Source organism: Microbacterium sp. SD291 (assembly GCF_017355365.1).
In the GTDB taxonomy this organism is placed as follows: Bacteria; Actinomycetota; Actinomycetes; order Actinomycetales; family Microbacteriaceae; genus Microbacterium.
In genome coordinates this window covers 1-14854 of the sequence record NZ_JADIJR010000005.1, presented here as the reverse complement: position 1 = coordinate 14854, position 14854 = coordinate 1, and the positions used below count along the sequence as shown (strand labels likewise).

General features: G+C 70.3%; 14 protein-coding genes. 3 read left to right on the top strand and 11 right to left on the bottom strand.

The features are described 5' to 3' along the window. Positions 1-40: 40 nt before the first annotated feature. The 3 genes from def to IPV10_RS04185 all read right to left on the bottom strand — a co-directional run bounded on the left by def (position 41) and on the right by IPV10_RS04185 (position 5587). Positions 41-532 (bottom strand): peptide deformylase, encoded by a 492-nt coding sequence (gene def / locus IPV10_RS04195; RefSeq protein WP_207480744.1) that lies wholly within the window; start codon positions 530-532, stop codon positions 41-43. Then, a complete protein-coding gene (locus tag IPV10_RS04190) occupies positions 532-2112 on the bottom strand; it encodes a MinD/ParA family protein (RefSeq protein ID WP_207480742.1) in 1581 nt (526 codons plus the stop codon). Before IPV10_RS04190 ends, def begins: the two co-directional genes overlap by 1 nt. A gap of 67 nt (positions 2113-2179) precedes the next feature. Continuing rightward, positions 2180-5587: a pyruvate carboxylase gene (locus IPV10_RS04185; protein ID WP_207480740.1), complete on the bottom strand. Its 3408-nt coding sequence runs from the start codon at positions 5585-5587 to the stop codon at positions 2180-2182. A gap of 93 nt (positions 5588-5680) precedes the next feature. Between IPV10_RS04185 and IPV10_RS04180 the strand changes: the two genes are divergently transcribed. Beyond that, positions 5681-6493, top strand: coding sequence for a ParA family protein (locus IPV10_RS04180; protein ID WP_207480738.1), 813 nt, complete (start codon positions 5681-5683; stop codon positions 6491-6493). 198 nt (positions 6494-6691) lie between these two features. Here IPV10_RS04180 and IPV10_RS04175 read toward each other — a convergent pair whose 3' ends face one another. From IPV10_RS04175 to IPV10_RS04165, 3 genes are all read right to left on the bottom strand, one after another. Then, complete coding sequence (locus IPV10_RS04175) at positions 6692-7237, bottom strand: MerR family transcriptional regulator (protein ID WP_207480736.1); 546 nt, start codon at positions 7235-7237, stop codon at positions 6692-6694. A 99-nt stretch (positions 7238-7336) separates the two neighbouring features. Continuing rightward, positions 7337-8023 (bottom strand): MerR family transcriptional regulator, encoded by a 687-nt coding sequence (locus tag IPV10_RS04170; protein ID WP_207480734.1) that lies wholly within the window; start codon positions 8021-8023, stop codon positions 7337-7339. Beyond that, positions 8023-8508 carry an FHA domain-containing protein gene (locus tag IPV10_RS04165; protein WP_207480733.1) on the bottom strand — a complete coding sequence of 162 codons (486 nt, stop codon included), beginning with the start codon at positions 8506-8508 and terminating at the stop codon, positions 8023-8025. The genes IPV10_RS04170 and IPV10_RS04165 overlap by 1 nt, the downstream gene beginning before the upstream one ends. A gap of 99 nt (positions 8509-8607) precedes the next feature. Between IPV10_RS04165 and IPV10_RS04160 the strand changes: the two genes are divergently transcribed. After that, positions 8608-9240 carry a copper resistance CopC family protein gene (locus tag IPV10_RS04160; protein ID WP_207480731.1) on the top strand — a complete coding sequence of 211 codons (633 nt, stop codon included), beginning with the start codon at positions 8608-8610 and terminating at the stop codon, positions 9238-9240. Between the two features lie 9 nt (positions 9241-9249). Then, positions 9250-10647 (top strand): dihydrolipoyl dehydrogenase, encoded by a 1398-nt coding sequence (lpdA, locus tag IPV10_RS04155; RefSeq protein WP_207480729.1) that lies wholly within the window; start codon positions 9250-9252, stop codon positions 10645-10647. A gap of 142 nt (positions 10648-10789) precedes the next feature. Here lpdA and IPV10_RS04150 read toward each other — a convergent pair whose 3' ends face one another. The 5 genes from IPV10_RS04150 to IPV10_RS04130 all read right to left on the bottom strand — a co-directional run bounded on the left by IPV10_RS04150 (position 10790) and on the right by IPV10_RS04130 (position 14667). Beyond that, positions 10790-11914 carry an NAD(P)/FAD-dependent oxidoreductase gene (locus IPV10_RS04150; RefSeq protein WP_207480727.1) on the bottom strand — a complete coding sequence of 375 codons (1125 nt, stop codon included), beginning with the start codon at positions 11912-11914 and terminating at the stop codon, positions 10790-10792. After that, positions 11901-12614, bottom strand: coding sequence for a methyltransferase domain-containing protein (locus tag IPV10_RS04145; RefSeq protein WP_207480725.1), 714 nt, complete (start codon positions 12612-12614; stop codon positions 11901-11903). The genes IPV10_RS04150 and IPV10_RS04145 overlap by 14 nt, the downstream gene beginning before the upstream one ends. Continuing rightward, entirely contained in the window at positions 12604-13767 is a 1164-nt protein-coding gene (locus IPV10_RS04140; RefSeq protein ID WP_242684639.1) for a type III polyketide synthase, read from the bottom strand. Before IPV10_RS04140 ends, IPV10_RS04145 begins: the two co-directional genes overlap by 11 nt. 80 nt (positions 13768-13847) lie before the next feature. Further along, positions 13848-14462 (bottom strand): CYTH domain-containing protein, encoded by a 615-nt coding sequence (locus tag IPV10_RS04135; protein WP_207480723.1) that lies wholly within the window; start codon positions 14460-14462, stop codon positions 13848-13850. Then, entirely contained in the window at positions 14455-14667 is a 213-nt protein-coding gene (locus IPV10_RS04130) for a response regulator (protein ID WP_207480721.1), read from the bottom strand. Before IPV10_RS04130 ends, IPV10_RS04135 begins: the two co-directional genes overlap by 8 nt. Positions 14668-14854 lie beyond the last annotated feature (187 nt).

The following is a 14854-nucleotide window of genomic DNA, read 5'->3' as shown; positions in this document are numbered from 1 at the left end:
GCCCCGCCTCGGCGGGGCCCTTCTGCTGTGCGATCTCGCGTCAGAACCAGGAGCTCTCGCGCACCTCGCGCATCGCGACCTTCCGGGTCTCCGGGTCGAGGCGCGACAGATAGAGCTTGCCGTCCAGATGGTCGGTCTCGTGCTGCAGCGCCTGCGCGAGCAGCCCCTCACCCTCGAGCACGACCGGCTCGCCGTCCAGGTCGGTGCCCTCGACGCGCGCCCACGGGTGCCGGAGGGCGTCGTGCCAGAGTCCCGGCACGGAGAGGCAGCCCTCCCCCGTCGGCAGCGGCTCTCCTCGAACCTCGGTCAGCACCGGGTTGAGCACGTAGCCGACGTCGCCGTCGATGTTGTAGCTGAACGCGCGCAGCGCGACGCCGATCTGATTCGCGGCGACCCCGGCGCGACCGGGGAGCTCGACGGTGTCGATCAGGTCGGACACCAGAGCGCGGACGCCGTCGTCGATCGCATCGATCGGCGCGCACACGGTGCGCAGAACGGGGTCGCCGAAGACGCGGATCTCGCGGACCGCCATCAGGCGGCCTTCGCCCTGAGGCCCTCGACGAGCAGCGCGGCGAGCTCGCGGGCGGCGATCCGCGTCTCCGGCTGCAGGTTCGCGAACACGATCGTGCCGCCGCCGGCGATCTGCGCGTCGTACGGCATGCGGACCACCTGCTTCGCCCTGGTGCCGAAATGCGCTTCGAGCTCATTGAGCCGGACGAGCGGGGTACCCGGGGTGGACTGGTTGAGGACCACGATCGCCTCGCGCGCCTGCTCGGCATAGCCGTTGGTCTCGAGCCACGTCAGGGTCTCGGATGCCAGGCGCGCCTCGTCGACGCTGAGCCCTGACACGATGACGATCTGGTCGGCGAGATCGAGAGTCGCGGACATCACCGAGTGCACGATGCCCGTTCCGGTGTCGGTGAGCACCAGCGAGTAGTAGTGGGCGGCCACGTCGGCGACGTCGCGGTAGTCGCTGTCGTTGAAGGCCTCGGCGATGCGCGGGTCCGAGTCGGACGCCAGCACGTCGAGGCGCGTCGCGTCGCGTGCGACGATCGCGGAGAGGTCGTGATACCCCTTCACCTCGTCGTGGATGCGCACGAGGTCTCGCACCGATTTTCCGTGGTGCGGACGGACGACCCGGTCGGCCAGCGTGCCGCGATCGGGGTTCGCGTCGACCGCGATGACCCTGTCCTCTCGGGCATCAGCCAGCGCCATGCCGAGCAGCGCGGTGATCGTGGTCTTGCCCACCCCGCCCTTGCGCGACAGCACCGGGACGAACCGGGCGCCGCCGGACAGCGGGGCCGCGATCCTGGTGGTGAGGGCCTTGCGCTCACGCGCCCGCCTGCCGTCGCCGATGTTGATCCGGCGTCCGGAGATCGTGTAGAGGAAGTGGCTCCACGCGCCCTCCGGCTCGGGCCTGCTCAGCTGATGCGGGTCCAGGAGGCGGTCTGCGGTGAGCAGGTCCGCGGTCTCCCTCGATGCCTCGCCGAGGTCATCGAGTCGCTTCGAGGTGAGCGCGACCTCTGCGCGCGCCGGCTTCGCCGGCGGGGTGATCGCCTTCTCGTTCGCTGCATCCACTGCGCTGGTCTCCTTCTTCACGGCGGGTGACGGCACGGTCGCTGGGCGGGATACGGACCTGGCTGCGAAGTCGGCCTTCGCCCTGGCGATGAATTCGGCAGCAGCGGCTGCTTCCTCGGCCACGACGTCGACAGGTTCAGCGGCCGCCTTCGTGATCGGCGGCTCCGGCTTCTCCTGCTCCACCGGCGCCGCCGCAGGCTTCGCTGGCGCGATCTCGGCCTCTCCGGCCTCCTCGATCGCAGGCACCTCGATCACGATCGTCTGCATGACGGCCTCTTGCGCAGGGGGCGGAACGTCGTCGCTCTCGACCTCGGGCTCGGGCTCGGGGTGCTCATCGATGATCAGGTCGGCGATGACCTCGCCGTCGACGATGCCGTCGTCTGCGAGGTCGTCGTCCTCCTCCACCGGCAGGGAGACGCTCACCTGAGCGGTCCCGCCGAGGATGCCGATGCCGGCGGTGTCCAGGGAGGCGGCTTCGTCGAGCACCCCCCTGGACTCATCGTCCTGCGGGTCTGCGGCGTTCTTCGGGGTCACTGTGTCACTCCAGGCTTGTGCGGGGCTCGGGTGCGCACCTGAGTGCGCGGCCCTCGCCCGGACAAGATTAGTGCGCGGGGCGGATGACGACCAAAAGATCCCCGGCGTCCACCTGCTGCGTCTCGCCGATCGCGAGCCGCTCGACGATCCCGTCGACTGGGGTCGTGATGGCCGCCTCCATCTTCATCGCCTCGATCGAGGCGACCGGCTCTCCTGCCCTCAGCACGGCTCCGACCTCGACCTTCAGCGTGACGACGCCGGAGAAGGGAGCAGCCACCTGACCGGGCACCGAGGTGTCAGCCTTCTCGACCTCGTGCACGTCCACGACGATCGAGCGGTCGCGCACGAACACGGGCCGCAGCTGACCGTTCAGGGTCGTCATGACCGTGCGCATGCCCTTCTCGTCGGCATCGCCGATGGCCTCGAGACCCACGTAGAGCTGTACGCCCCGATCGATCTCGATCAGGTGCTCCTGCCCCTGCACGAGCCCGTAGAGGTAGTCGCTCGTGTCGAGGACCGACAGGTCGCCGTACAGGTCGCGCATCTGCGTGAACTCCCGCATGGGGGCGGGGAACAGCAGCGTGTTCAGCCGCGCACGCCGCGAGGGGCTGTCGCCCGCGAGTGCCGCCTCGTCGTCCGCGCTGATCTCCGTGAGCCCCACGCGCACCGCGCGTCCGGCGAGCACCTTCGTGCGGAACGGCTCTGGCCAGCCGCCGGGCAGATCGCCCAGCTCGCCCGCCATGAACCCGACGACGGAATCGGGGACGTCGTACTTGCCGGGGTTGGCCTCGAAGTCGGCCGGGTCGGCCTTCACCGCCGCGAGGTGCAGCGCGAGGTCGCCGACTACCTTGGAAGACGGTGTGACCTTCGGCACACGACCGAGGATCCGGTCCGCCGCGGCGTACATGTCCTCGATGAGCTCGAAGTCGTTCGCCAGCCCGAGTGCCTTCGCCTGCTGGCGCAGGTTCGAGAGCTGGCCGCCCGGGATCTCGTGGTGGTAGACGCGACCCGTGGGCCCCGGGAGCCCGGACTCGAACGGCGCGTACTGACGGCGCACGGCCTCCCAGTACGGCTCCAGGTCGGACACGCCCGCGAGGTCGATGCCGCTGTCGCGCTCGGTGTGCGCGAGCGCCGCGACGAGCGAGGAGAGCGACGGCTGGCTGGTCGTGCCGGACAGCGGCGCGGAGGCCGCGTCCACGGCGTCGACTCCGGCGGCGCTGGCCGCGAGCAGCGTGGCGAGCTGGCCGCCGGGGGTGTCGTGCGTGTGCAGGTGCACCGGCAGGTCGAACCGCTCGCGCAGCGCAGTGACCAGCTTCGCGGCGGCCGCGGGGCGCAGGAGCCCCGCCATGTCCTTGATCGCGATGATGTGAGCGCCCGCTCCGACGATCTGCTCTGCGAGCCGCAGGTAGTAGTCGAGCGTGTACAGGTCCTCCGCGGGGTTCAGCAGGTCGCCCGTGTAGCAGAGTGCGACCTCCGCGACGGCCGTCCCCGTGTTCCGCACGGCCTCGATGGCCGGCCGCATCTGCTCGACGTCGTTGAGCGCGTCGAAGATACGGAAGATGTCGATGCCGCTGGCCGCGGCCTCCGCCACGAATGCCTCGGTCACGGCGGTCGGGTACGGCGTGTAGCCGACCGTGTTGCGACCGCGCAGCAGCATCTGGATCGCGATGTTCGGGAGCGCCTCGCGGAGCTTGTCGAGCCGTTCCCAGGGGTCTTCGCCGAGGAATCGCAGGGCGACGTCATAGGTCGCCCCTCCCCACGCTTCGACGGAGAGCAGCCCGGGCGTGAGCCGCGCGAGGTAGGGAGCTGCGGCCACGAGGTCCTTGGTGCGCACGCGCGTCGCCAGCAGCGACTGGTGGGCGTCGCGGAAGGTCGTGTCCGTGATGGCCAGCGCCTTGCGGGCCCGCAGGTCGGCCGCGAAGCCCTCCGGCCCGAGCTCGAGCAGCCGCTGGCGCGAGCCTGGGGCCGGCTCGGCTGCGAGATCGATCCGCGGCAGCTTCTCGACGGGGTCGATGCTCCCGGGGTGCGCGCCGTGCGGCTTGTTCACCGTGACGTCGACGAGCCAGTTCAGCAGCTTCGTGCCGCGGTCCTTCGACGGGCGTCCGCGAAGCAGCTCGGGGCGCTCGTCGATGAAGGACGTGCTCACGTCGCCCGCGACGAACGCGTCGTCGTCGAGCAGCGCCTGCAGGAACGGGATGTTGGTCGAGACGCCCCTGATCCGGAACTCCGCGAGCGCGCGGCGGGCGCGGGCCACCGCGGCGGGGAAGTCGCGCCCTCGGCAGGTGAGCTTGGCGAGCATCGAGTCGAAGTGCGGGCTGATCTGCGCGCCCTGGTGGACGGTGCCGCCGTCGAGGCGGATGCCGGCGCCGCCTGGCGAGCGGTAGGTCGTGATCTTGCCCGTGTCGGGGCGGAAGCCCTGGGTCGGGTCCTCGGTCGTGATGCGGCACTGCAGCGCCGCGCCGCGCACGTGCAGGTCGCCCTGCTGCAGGCCCAGCTCGGCGAGCGTCTGCCCGCCGGCGATGCGCATCTGGCTCTGCACGAGGTCGACGTCGGTGATCTCCTCCGTCACCGTGTGCTCGACCTGGATGCGGGGGTTCATCTCGATGAAGACGACCTCGCCGGCGCGCTCCCCTGCGGTCTCGAGCAGGAACTCGACGGTGCCCGCGTTCTCGTAGCCGATCGAGCGGGCGAAGGCGACGGCGTAGCCGTGCAGAGCGGTGCGGATGCCGTCATCCAGGTTCGGCGCAGGCGCGATCTCGACGACCTTCTGATGGCGCCGCTGCACCGAGCAGTCCCGCTCGAACAGATGAACCGTCTCGCCGGTCTTGTCCGCGAGGATCTGCACCTCGATGTGCCGCGGCCGCAGGACCGCCTGCTCGAGGAACATCCGCGCGTCGCCGAAGGCGCTCGCCGCCTCGCGCATGGCCTCGGCCAGTGCCGGTGCGAGGTCGCCCTTCGACTCGACGCGGCGCATGCCGCGGCCACCGCCGCCGGCCACGGCCTTGGCGAACAGCGGGAAGCCGATCTCATCGGACTGCGCGACCAGCGTCTCGACGTCGTCGGAAGCCTCGGTCGAGCGCAGGACGGGAACACCGGCCTCGATCGCGTGACGCTTGGCCTCCACCTTGTTGCCCGCCATCTCGAGCACCTTCGCGGGCGGGCCGATGAAGACGATCCCGGCTGCTGCGGCCTTGCCCGCGAGCTCCGGGTTCTCGGAGAGGAAGCCGTAGCCGGGGTAGATCGCATCCGCACCTGCTTCGAGCGCGACGCGGATGATCTCGTCGACGTTCAGGTAGGCGCGGACCGGATGCCCGCGCTCGCCGATCTCGTAGGCCTCATCGGCCTTCAGCCGATGCACCGACCCGCGGTCCTCATAGGGGAAGACCGCGACCGTTCTCGCCCCGACTTCATAGGCCGCACGGAAGGCGCGGATCGCGATCTCGCCGCGGTTGGCCACAAGGATCTTCTGGAACATGCACACCTCTGAGAGCTCGATGCACGGCGTTTTCGGCGCGCATGGGGCGGGGCTGAGTGTTCCCCCAGCCTAGGGGAAGGTAACGTGGGGTTCGTGCACGTACTCAGCGTCAGCTCTCTCAAGGGAGGCGTCGGCAAGACGACCGTGACACTCGGACTGGCCTCAGCGGCCTTCGCCCGCGGTGTCCGGACGCTCGTCGTCGACCTCGACCCGCAATCCGACGTGTCCACCGGGATGGACATCCAGGTCGCCGGGCGGCTCAACGTCGCCGACGTCCTGGCGAACCCGAAGGAGAAAGTGGTCCGACAGGCGATCACCTCCAGCGGCTGGGTGAAGGTGCACCCCGGCACGATCGACGTGCTGATCGGCAGCCCGTCCGCCATCAACTACGACGGGCCGCATCCGAGCGTCCGCGACGTGTGGAAGCTCGAGGAGGCGCTCGCCTCCGTCGAGGCCGACTACGACCTCGTGCTGATCGACTGCGCGCCCTCGCTCAACGCGCTCACCCGCACCGCGTGGGCTGCCAGCGACCGCGTCATGGTCGTCACCGAGCCCGGACTGTTCTCCGTCGCCGCGGCCGACCGTGCGCTGCGCGCGATCGAGGAGATCCGCCGCGGCCTCTCCCCTCGCCTGCAGCCGCTCGGCATCGTGGTGAACCGGGTGCGCCCGCAGTCGATCGAGCACCAGTTCCGGATCAAGGAGCTGCGCGACATGTTCGGTCCGCTCGTGCTCTCCCCTCAGCTGCCCGAGCGCACCTCGCTGCAGCAGGCGCAGGGCGCGGCGAAGCCGCTGCACATCTGGCCGGGAGACTCGGCGCAGGAGCTGGCTGCCGACTTCGACCAGCTGCTCGACCGGATCATCCGGACCGGACGCATCCAGCTTCCTGAGACCGGCCCTCAGGCCTGACGCGTCGCTCCCCGCGCCCTCTCCAGACAGCGCTGGCGCGCTGCCCGGAGCCTCTGGGCGAGGGGGCCCGGCTCAGCGAGCAGGCGAGCGCACAGCTCCGCTTGGGTCCCTGAGCTTGTCGCTCCGCTTGGGTCCCTGAGCTTGTCGCTCCGCTTGGGTCCCTGAGCTTGTCGAAGGGTCTGAGGATCAGGCTGCGAGTCAGGCCGTGCGCTTGGCGCGGCGGGCGCTGAGCTCGTCGACGGGATCCGGGGCGGTCGCGTCGAACTCGACCAGCGTCGACTCCACCTCTCGGAGCACCTTGCCGACGGCGATGCCGAACACGCCCTGACCACGGCTGACGAGGTCGATGACCTCGTCGTTCGAGGTGCACAGGTAGACCGAGGCGCCGTCGCTCATGAGGGTGGTGCCTGCGAGATCGCGGATGCCGGCACGGCGCAGCTCTTCGACCGCGGTGCGGATCTGCTGCAGCGAGATGCCGGTGTCGAGGAGGCTCTTGACGAGCTTCAGGACCAGGATGTCGCGGAAGCCGTAGAGACGCTGCGATCCGGAGCCGCTGGCGCCGCGAACGGTGGGCTCCACCAGCTCGGTGCGCGCCCAGTAGTCGAGCTGGCGGTACGTGATTCCCGCCGCACGAGCAGCGACCGCACCGCGGTAGCCGACCTCGTCGTCCATCGCCGGCAGACCGTCGGTGAAGAGGAGTTCTGGCACGAACCGCGGGTCGCCTGCACGCTCGTCCGCATTCATCTGAAGTCCTCCCTGGAGCCGTTACCTCCACGCTAGAGCAGCGTCCAGGTGCGGGCAATGACATCCGTGCGACACCGAAGGTGTGTCGCAATCAGTTCGTTACGAAAGCAGGCGCGACAGCGCATCCTTGACGAAAAGCGACCGCACCTCGTCAATCTTCGAGGCCAGCGAGGGCGCCATCTCGTTCGCCTTGGCGCGCGACGCGGCATCCGTCCGCCGCAGCATCGCCGACATCGCCGACTCGATCAGCGCGACCTCGCGTTCGGCTCCCTGCCGCAGCGCCCGGAGGTGCCTCGGCTCGATCCCGTGCCGGTCGAGGGCGACCAGCCCGCGCAGCAGCGTCACGGTCGCCTCGGGGTATGCCTCCTGGGCGACGATCACGCCGGTGCTGATCGCGTCGTTGAGCAGCTGGGGCCCTGCTCCCGCCGCCGACAGCAGCTCCTCGCGCCGGTAGCGGCGCGGAGGCGGCGTGATCGACGGAGGGGGGACGAACCCGGTGGATTCGCCGTTCGCCTCGATGTCGTCCAGCTGCTCGCGGATCACGCTCAGCGGCAGATAGTGATCCCGCTGCAGCGTGAGTCCGAGGCGCAGCCGCTCGATGTCAGCCTGCGAGAACTTGCGGTAGCCGGATTCGGTGCGCGACGGGGTGACGATCCCCTGCACCTCGAGGAAGCGCAGCTTGCTGGAGGTCAGCTCGGGGAACTCCGGCGTGAGCCTGGCCAGCACCTGGCCGATACTCAGCAGACCCGCGGACGCTGTGCGTTCGCGGGCGGGGGACGCCGCCATCAGCCGTTCGCCGCCACGCGGTCGAGAGGCGATGCGAAGAAGTTCAGGCGGAACTTGCCGACACGCAGCTCGGAGCCGTCGACCAGCACGCTGCGGTCGACGCGCTCCCCGTTGACGTAGGTGCCGTTGAGCGAGCGCTGGTCGATGATCTCGAAGGTCGTGCCGCTGCGGGTGATCTCCGCGTGCCGGCGGGACACGGTCACATCATCGAAGAAGATGTCCGCCTCAGGATGCCGGCCGACCGTCGTCACATCGGTGTCGAGGAGGTAGCGGGCGCCGGCGAGTGCGCCGGAGCGCACCAGCAGCAGCGCCGAACCCGAGGGAAGCGATCCGATCGCGCTCTGCTCGACGTCGGTCAGCTCCACGCCGAAAGGCACGAAGGAAAGGTCCGAGTCGTGCCCGAACGTCTGCGTCACGTCGTGCCTCTGCTCGCCGGAACGATGGATCGCGGCGTCTCCGGCCGGTCGGCTCTCACTGTCTGTCACTATGCCCTCCTGATCGTCCAGACTAACTGATCCGGAGCGCCTCGCGGGAGGCCCCTTCGCACTCAGCCGCCACATACCGGGGATTCATAGGCTGGGCATGTGAAAACCACAGCCCGCAGCCTCCCCACCGCTCCGATCGCCCTCGCGGCCGCACTGCTGACGGCACTCCTGGTCCTGTTCGCGCCGCTCTCCGCCTCGGCTCATGATGCCCTCACCGGCTCCAGCCCCGCCGACGGCAGCACGGTGGACACGCTGCCGTCCGAACTCACCCTCACGTTCAGCGCGAAGCTGATCGGCGGCGAGGGGGCGACCGAGGTCGTCGTGACGGATGCGGCCGGCGCGACCATGACGGACGGCGCGGCGACCGTCGACGGCGCGATCGTCACGCAGCCGCTCGTCGCCGAGGCCGAGGCCGGCGAGTACCACGTGATCTGGAAGGTGGTCTCCAGCGACGGGCATCCGACCTCCGGCGAGTTCTCGTTCACCGTGTCCACGAGCACCGCCGCCGCTCCCGCCGTCGAGCCGACGACCGAGGCGAGCGACGAGCCTCTCGCGAGTACCGAGCCGGTGCCGACGGCGACCCCGGAGGCACCGGAGAACACGGGCGATTCCACCGGGATCTGGATGCTCGGCATCCTCGGCGGACTCATCGTCCTCGCCGTCGTCATCGTGCTTCTCTCGCGTCGTGGAAACGGGAGGCGGTCCGAATCGGACACTCCCGCGGCGCGATAGGCTGAGAGCATGCCACACTACGATGTCGTCGTCCTCGGTGCAGGTCCCGGCGGTTACGTCGCCGCGGTTCGCAGCGCGCAGCTCGGCCTGTCCACCGCCATCATCGAGGAGAAGTACTGGGGCGGTGTGTGCCTCAATGTGGGCTGCATCCCCTCCAAAGCACTCCTGAAGAACGCGGAGCTCGCCCACACGCTCAACCACAAGGCCGAGTTCTTCGGCATCTCGGGTGAGTTCACGATCGACTACGGCAAGGCGTTCGATCGCAGCCGCGTCGTCGCCGACGGGCGCGTCAAGGGCATCCACTTCCTGATGAAGAAGAACAAGGTCACCGAGTACGACGGCCGCGGCACCTTCACGGGGCCGAAGGCGATCTCGGTCGCCAAGTCCGACGGCTCGACCGAAGAGGTCACCTTCGACAACGTCATCATCGCGACCGGCTCGAAGGTCCGCCTCCTCCCGGGCGTGCAGCTCAGCGACAACGTCGTGACCTACGAGGAGCAGATCCTCTCTCGCGAGCTCCCGAAGTCGATCGTCATCGTCGGCGCCGGCGCCATCGGCATGGAATTCGCGTACGTGATGACCAACTACGGCGTCAAGGTCACGATCATCGAGTTCCTCGACCGCGCCCTCCCCAACGAGGATGCGGACGTCTCGAAGGAGATCGCCAAGCAGTACAAGAACTACGGCGTCGACATCCTCACGTCCACCCGGGTCGACTCCGTGGTCGACAACGGCTCGTCCGTCACGGTCTCGTACACCGCCAAGGACGGGCAGCAGAGCTCCATCGACGCCGACAAGGTGCTCATGTCGGTCGGCTTCGCCCCCAACATCGAGGGCTTCGGACTCGAGGCGACCGGGGTGCAGCTCACCGAGCGCGGCGCCATCGCGATCGATGACCACATGCGCACCAACGTCGAGGGCATCTACGCCATCGGCGACGTGACCGCCAAGTTGCAGCTCGCCCACGTGGCGGAGGCGCAGGGCGTCGTCGCCGCCGAGACCATCGGCGGCGCAGAGACCCAGACGCTGGGCGATTACCGCATGATGCCGCGGGCGACCTTCTGCTCGCCGCAGGTGGCGTCGTTCGGCCTCACCGAGCAGCAGGCGAAGGACGAGGGCCGCGACATCAAGGTCGCGACGTTCCCGTTCATGGCCAACGGCAAGGCGCACGGCCTCGGCGAGCCGGTCGGCTTCGTCAAGCTCATCGCGGATGCCGAGCACCTCGAGCTCATCGGCGCGCACATGATCGGCCCCGACGTCTCGGAGCTCCTTCCCGAGCTGACGCTCGCGCAGAAGTGGGACCTCACGGCTCTCGAGCTGGCCCGCAACGTGCACACCCACCCGACGCTGTCGGAGGCGCTCCAGGAGGGCTTCCACGGTCTCGCCGGGCACATGATCAACTTCTGATGCGGCGCGACTCAACGCGACGAAGGAGCGTTGAGTCGTGACGGATCAAGGTTGAGCGAGCGCCAGCGAGTCGAAACCCGAATCCATCGTCCATCGAAGCCCCCGGTCCCTGAGCTCATCAGGGGTCCGGGGGCTTCGTGCGTCACAGCCCCCGCATCGTGATGAGCCCGCCGGCCCATCCGCGCAGCGGCGCGGTGCCGAGGGTGCGGATCAGCAGCTCGCGGGCGCGCAGCGGCATGCCGGACGCCGGCGCCCCCATCGACATGTAGAACGCCGATCGCCGCTGGGCCGTGCGGGCGGATCGTCGCACGCGCCGCCCGTACCGGCCGAGATCGACCGCCCCGAGCGGCAGCCCGCGCACGATGTCCGCTGCCAGGCGCACGGCGTCGGCCCAGCCGAGGTTCATGCCCTGCCCTCCGATCGGGCTGATCTCGTGCGCGGCGTCGCCGGCGAGGACGACGCGTCCGCGCACCACGGCACCCGCGGTGCGCTGCGCGGCGCGGAAGGCGGTCGGCTGCGCGTCGTCGGGGATGCCGGGGCGGATCCCGGTGCGCTGCTCGATCTCTTGGCGGAAGCCGGCCGCGGTGCCGAGGTCGTTCTCGCCCCTCGCGTCGCGCAGCACCCATCGCCGCCGTCCCCGTGGCAGCGGGAACGACTCGACGAGACCGCCCTGCTCGCAGTGCAGCAGGGCGCGCCGCTCGACCCCGTCGTCGTGGACGTCCAGCATCGCGTAGTCCCCCGCGCCGGCGCGATCGCGCCAGGGGATGCCGAGCTGCGCCCTGAGGCCGCTGTGCACGCCGTCCGCGATCACCGCGACATGGCACGTCACCTCGCGGAGCCCCTGCCCGCCGTCCACCGCGACCCTCGCGAAGTCGCCTTCGTCGCGCACGCCGCGCACCACGTGACCGACGTGCAGGGCCTGGGCCGAGAGCTCCTCCAGGCGACCCCGCAGCAGGGCGTCCGTGCGCTGCTGCGGCAGGATGAGCACCGGCCGCTCGGGGGCGAAGTCCAGCGACGCGAGCACCCTGCCGCGGCTGAGCACGTCGCCGCCGTCGAGCCGCAGCGCCTCGGACCTCACGGCGGAGCCGATGCCCGCCGCATCGAGGGCTTCGAGACCGGGCCGGTGGATCCCGATCGCACGGCTCCTCGTGTCGGCATCCGCCCTGCGCTCGCAGACGATCGCGTCTACGCCCTCCTGCAGGAGCAGGCAGCCCAGCAGCAGGCCGACGGGACCCGCCCCCACGATCACGACGTCATGATCGGGCATCGCTACGCCTCCACCGCAGCTCGAGCCGGAACGGCACCCCGCGGCGCACGATCCACCCCGGCGGCACCGCGGCCGCGAGCTCGCGCGCCGTGTAGGACCGGCGGATGCTCGTGAGCCCGTCGGCGCGGATGAAGGAGCCGGCGAGCAGGTTGCGCGCGAACGGCAGGGTGGCCGCCGCGAACAGGAGGTGCGCGATGCGGCTGCGGGCGATGTCACGATGCACGACGCGCCCGCCAGGCGCGGTCAGCCGCACGCTGTCTTCCAGCAGGGCCGACAGCTCGGCGGCCGTGAGGTGGTGCAGGACGTGATTCGAGAGGACCACGTCGAAGGGCCCGTCGATGTCGGTGCTCACGCCGTCGACGTAGCGGATGCCGGCGCCCCGGTCGTGCGTCCGCGCCCAGGTGATCGCACGCTCGTCGGGGTCGAGTGCCGTGATCTCGGCCGTGAGCCGGTCTCTGCGCAGTCGCGCCGCGATATCCCGGCACAGGTCGCCGCCACCCGCGCCGATGTCGAGGATCCGGATCCGTCCGCGCCTGGCCTGCGGACGGATGTCGCGACGATAGAGCAGGCCGGGCCGCGACACCAGCCGGTTCACCGCCCCGAAGCGCAGGTACGTGCGCTCCAGCATCCGACGATCCGCGCCAGGAGCGTCCATCAGCTCGCGAGCATCCGTCGCGCGGACCGTGAGGTCAGGGCGCATCGCTCGCCGGCGCGTCGACGGTCATCAGGGCGCTCTCGGCGGTCAGGCCCGGTCCGAACGCCATCGCGGCCACCCGCTCGCCGTGCCGTGCGCCCTCCTCCTCGAGGATCCGGCGGAGGACGAACAGCACGGTCGCACTGGACATGTTGCCGTTCACGCGGAGCACCTCGCGCGCGGGGTGCAGCTGCGCGTCGCTCAGATGAAGGCGCTCCTGCACCCGGTCCAGGATGCTGCGCCCGCCCGGGTGGATCGCCCAGTGCTCCACCCTGTCGCCGACCCGGCCCTCCTCGAAGGCGGCTGAGAGGTCCTCCTCCCCCGTGTAGAGCGGCCGCAGCGCTCCGATGATCGTCTCGCCGATGATCTGCGGCACAGACGTGGAGAGGATCATCTCGAAACCCCGGTCGCCGATGGTCCAGGCCATGTCCTTCTCGCCCTCCACGGCGATCGCGGTGTGGAAGCGGTCGAGCCGGAGGCCTCTGACGGGTGTCGGCAGGTCGCGGGCGGTGACGATTCCCGCCGCCGCGCCGTCAGCGAAGAGCGAGGAGGCGACGATCGTGTCCGGATCCTCCGAGGAGCGCAGGTGCAGGGTGCACAGCTCCACGCTCGCGACGAGCACGACCGCCTCGGGGTCGGCCGCACAGAACTGGCTCGCCGCCCGCAGCGCCGGCATCGACGCGTAGCAGCCCATGAAGCCGAGGTGGAAGCGCTGCACGCCGTCGGAGAGCCCGAGGGCACGGACGATCTCGTACTCGGGGCCAGGCGCGTGGAACCCGGTGCAGGACACCGTGACGACGTGCGTGATGTCGGCTGCCTCGATGTCGGGATCCGCCTCGAGCGCGCGCCGGGCGGCGTCGACGACCATGCGAGTCGCCTCGCTCACGTAGAGCTCGTTGCGCTCGCGCGTGCCCGGCGAGAGCAGCCGCCCCGTCGCCCGGTCGAAGAACCGGGGCTCGGCGACGTCCGCGGTCAGCGACAGCTCATCGATGACCGTGTGCCGGGTGTCGATCCCGGAGCCGTTGAACGAGGCGCCGACGATGCGCTGCGCCAGCCGCCCGATGCCGGGCTGCGCGGCGAAGACGTCCCGCACCTGCTCCTGCACGAGGACCGTGTCCGGGACGATGGTCTGCAGGGATCGGAGCACGGCCTGACGCATGCAGTCACTCAAGCATGCGCCGCGTCCGAGGGGAAGGTGCTTGCACCCGCCCTCGGTGAGTCAGTATCGCGCGGGAGCGCTCAGAAGCCGAGCGCGCGGGCGAGCTTGGAACCGGATGCCGAGTGACGGCCACCCGCCGCGAAGATCGCCTGCTCCGCCGCGGTGAACAGCGCGTCGCGTCCGGCGGCATCCGACGGGGCCGCCGGGCCCAGCTCCAGCTCCCACTCGCGCCATTCGCGGGCAGTGCCCTGGCGGAGGTCCGTGGCGCGCACCCGGTCGTCGACGAACTCGGCGACGACGCCGTCGGGGCCGGTGAGCAGGTAGGCCGTGCGGCTGTTCTCGATGCGGGCGAGCGGGATGAGCTCTGCGGTGGTCCAGCGGGCGAGCGTCTCGGTGACCGCATCCGGGACGGCATCGTCGCCGCCGAGCGGCCAGCCGATCTCCAGACGGCCGTCGCCCTCGCGCGGCCCCTTGATGTGCCAGCCGGCATCCGGGCCTCCGGTCCGCCTGCGCAACGCGACGCCGGCGCGCGACAGGGCTGCGTCAGCGGTGTCGAGGTAGCGCGCGTCGAGTTCACGAAGTTCACCCTCGGAGACCGCGTCGACGCCGGGGATGCCCCGCCATTCGGGCAGGGGCGTTCCCTCGTCGACGTCGTACTTGCGCTCGACCTCGACGGTGCGCGACGGCTCAGTCATCGGAGCGGTTGAGGTCCTCGAGGGACTCGTCGTACCAGTAGTCGATCTCGGTGGGGCCGTCGTGCGGACCGGTGTTCGCAGGCTCGCCTCGGCGGTTGTACACCAGCTGGGTCTCGCTGTAGGGGACGATCAGCTTGTCGTCCGCGTCACCGAGGGGGATGATCTGCCCGTCCAGCGGGCCGCCGTGGAGTCTTGCGAGTGCCATGTGCTCACATTAGCGCCGCCTCCGGCCGCGGGGCTCTCACCCGACGGCGATGCCGAGAAGAGCGCCGGCGATCATCCAGGGCCCGAAGGCGATGCGCGTGGAGCCGTCCGCCCTGCGCAGGAGCATGAGGACCAGGGAGTAGAGCGCGCCGAGGACGAACGCGGATGCCGCGCCCACGGCCAGCGCC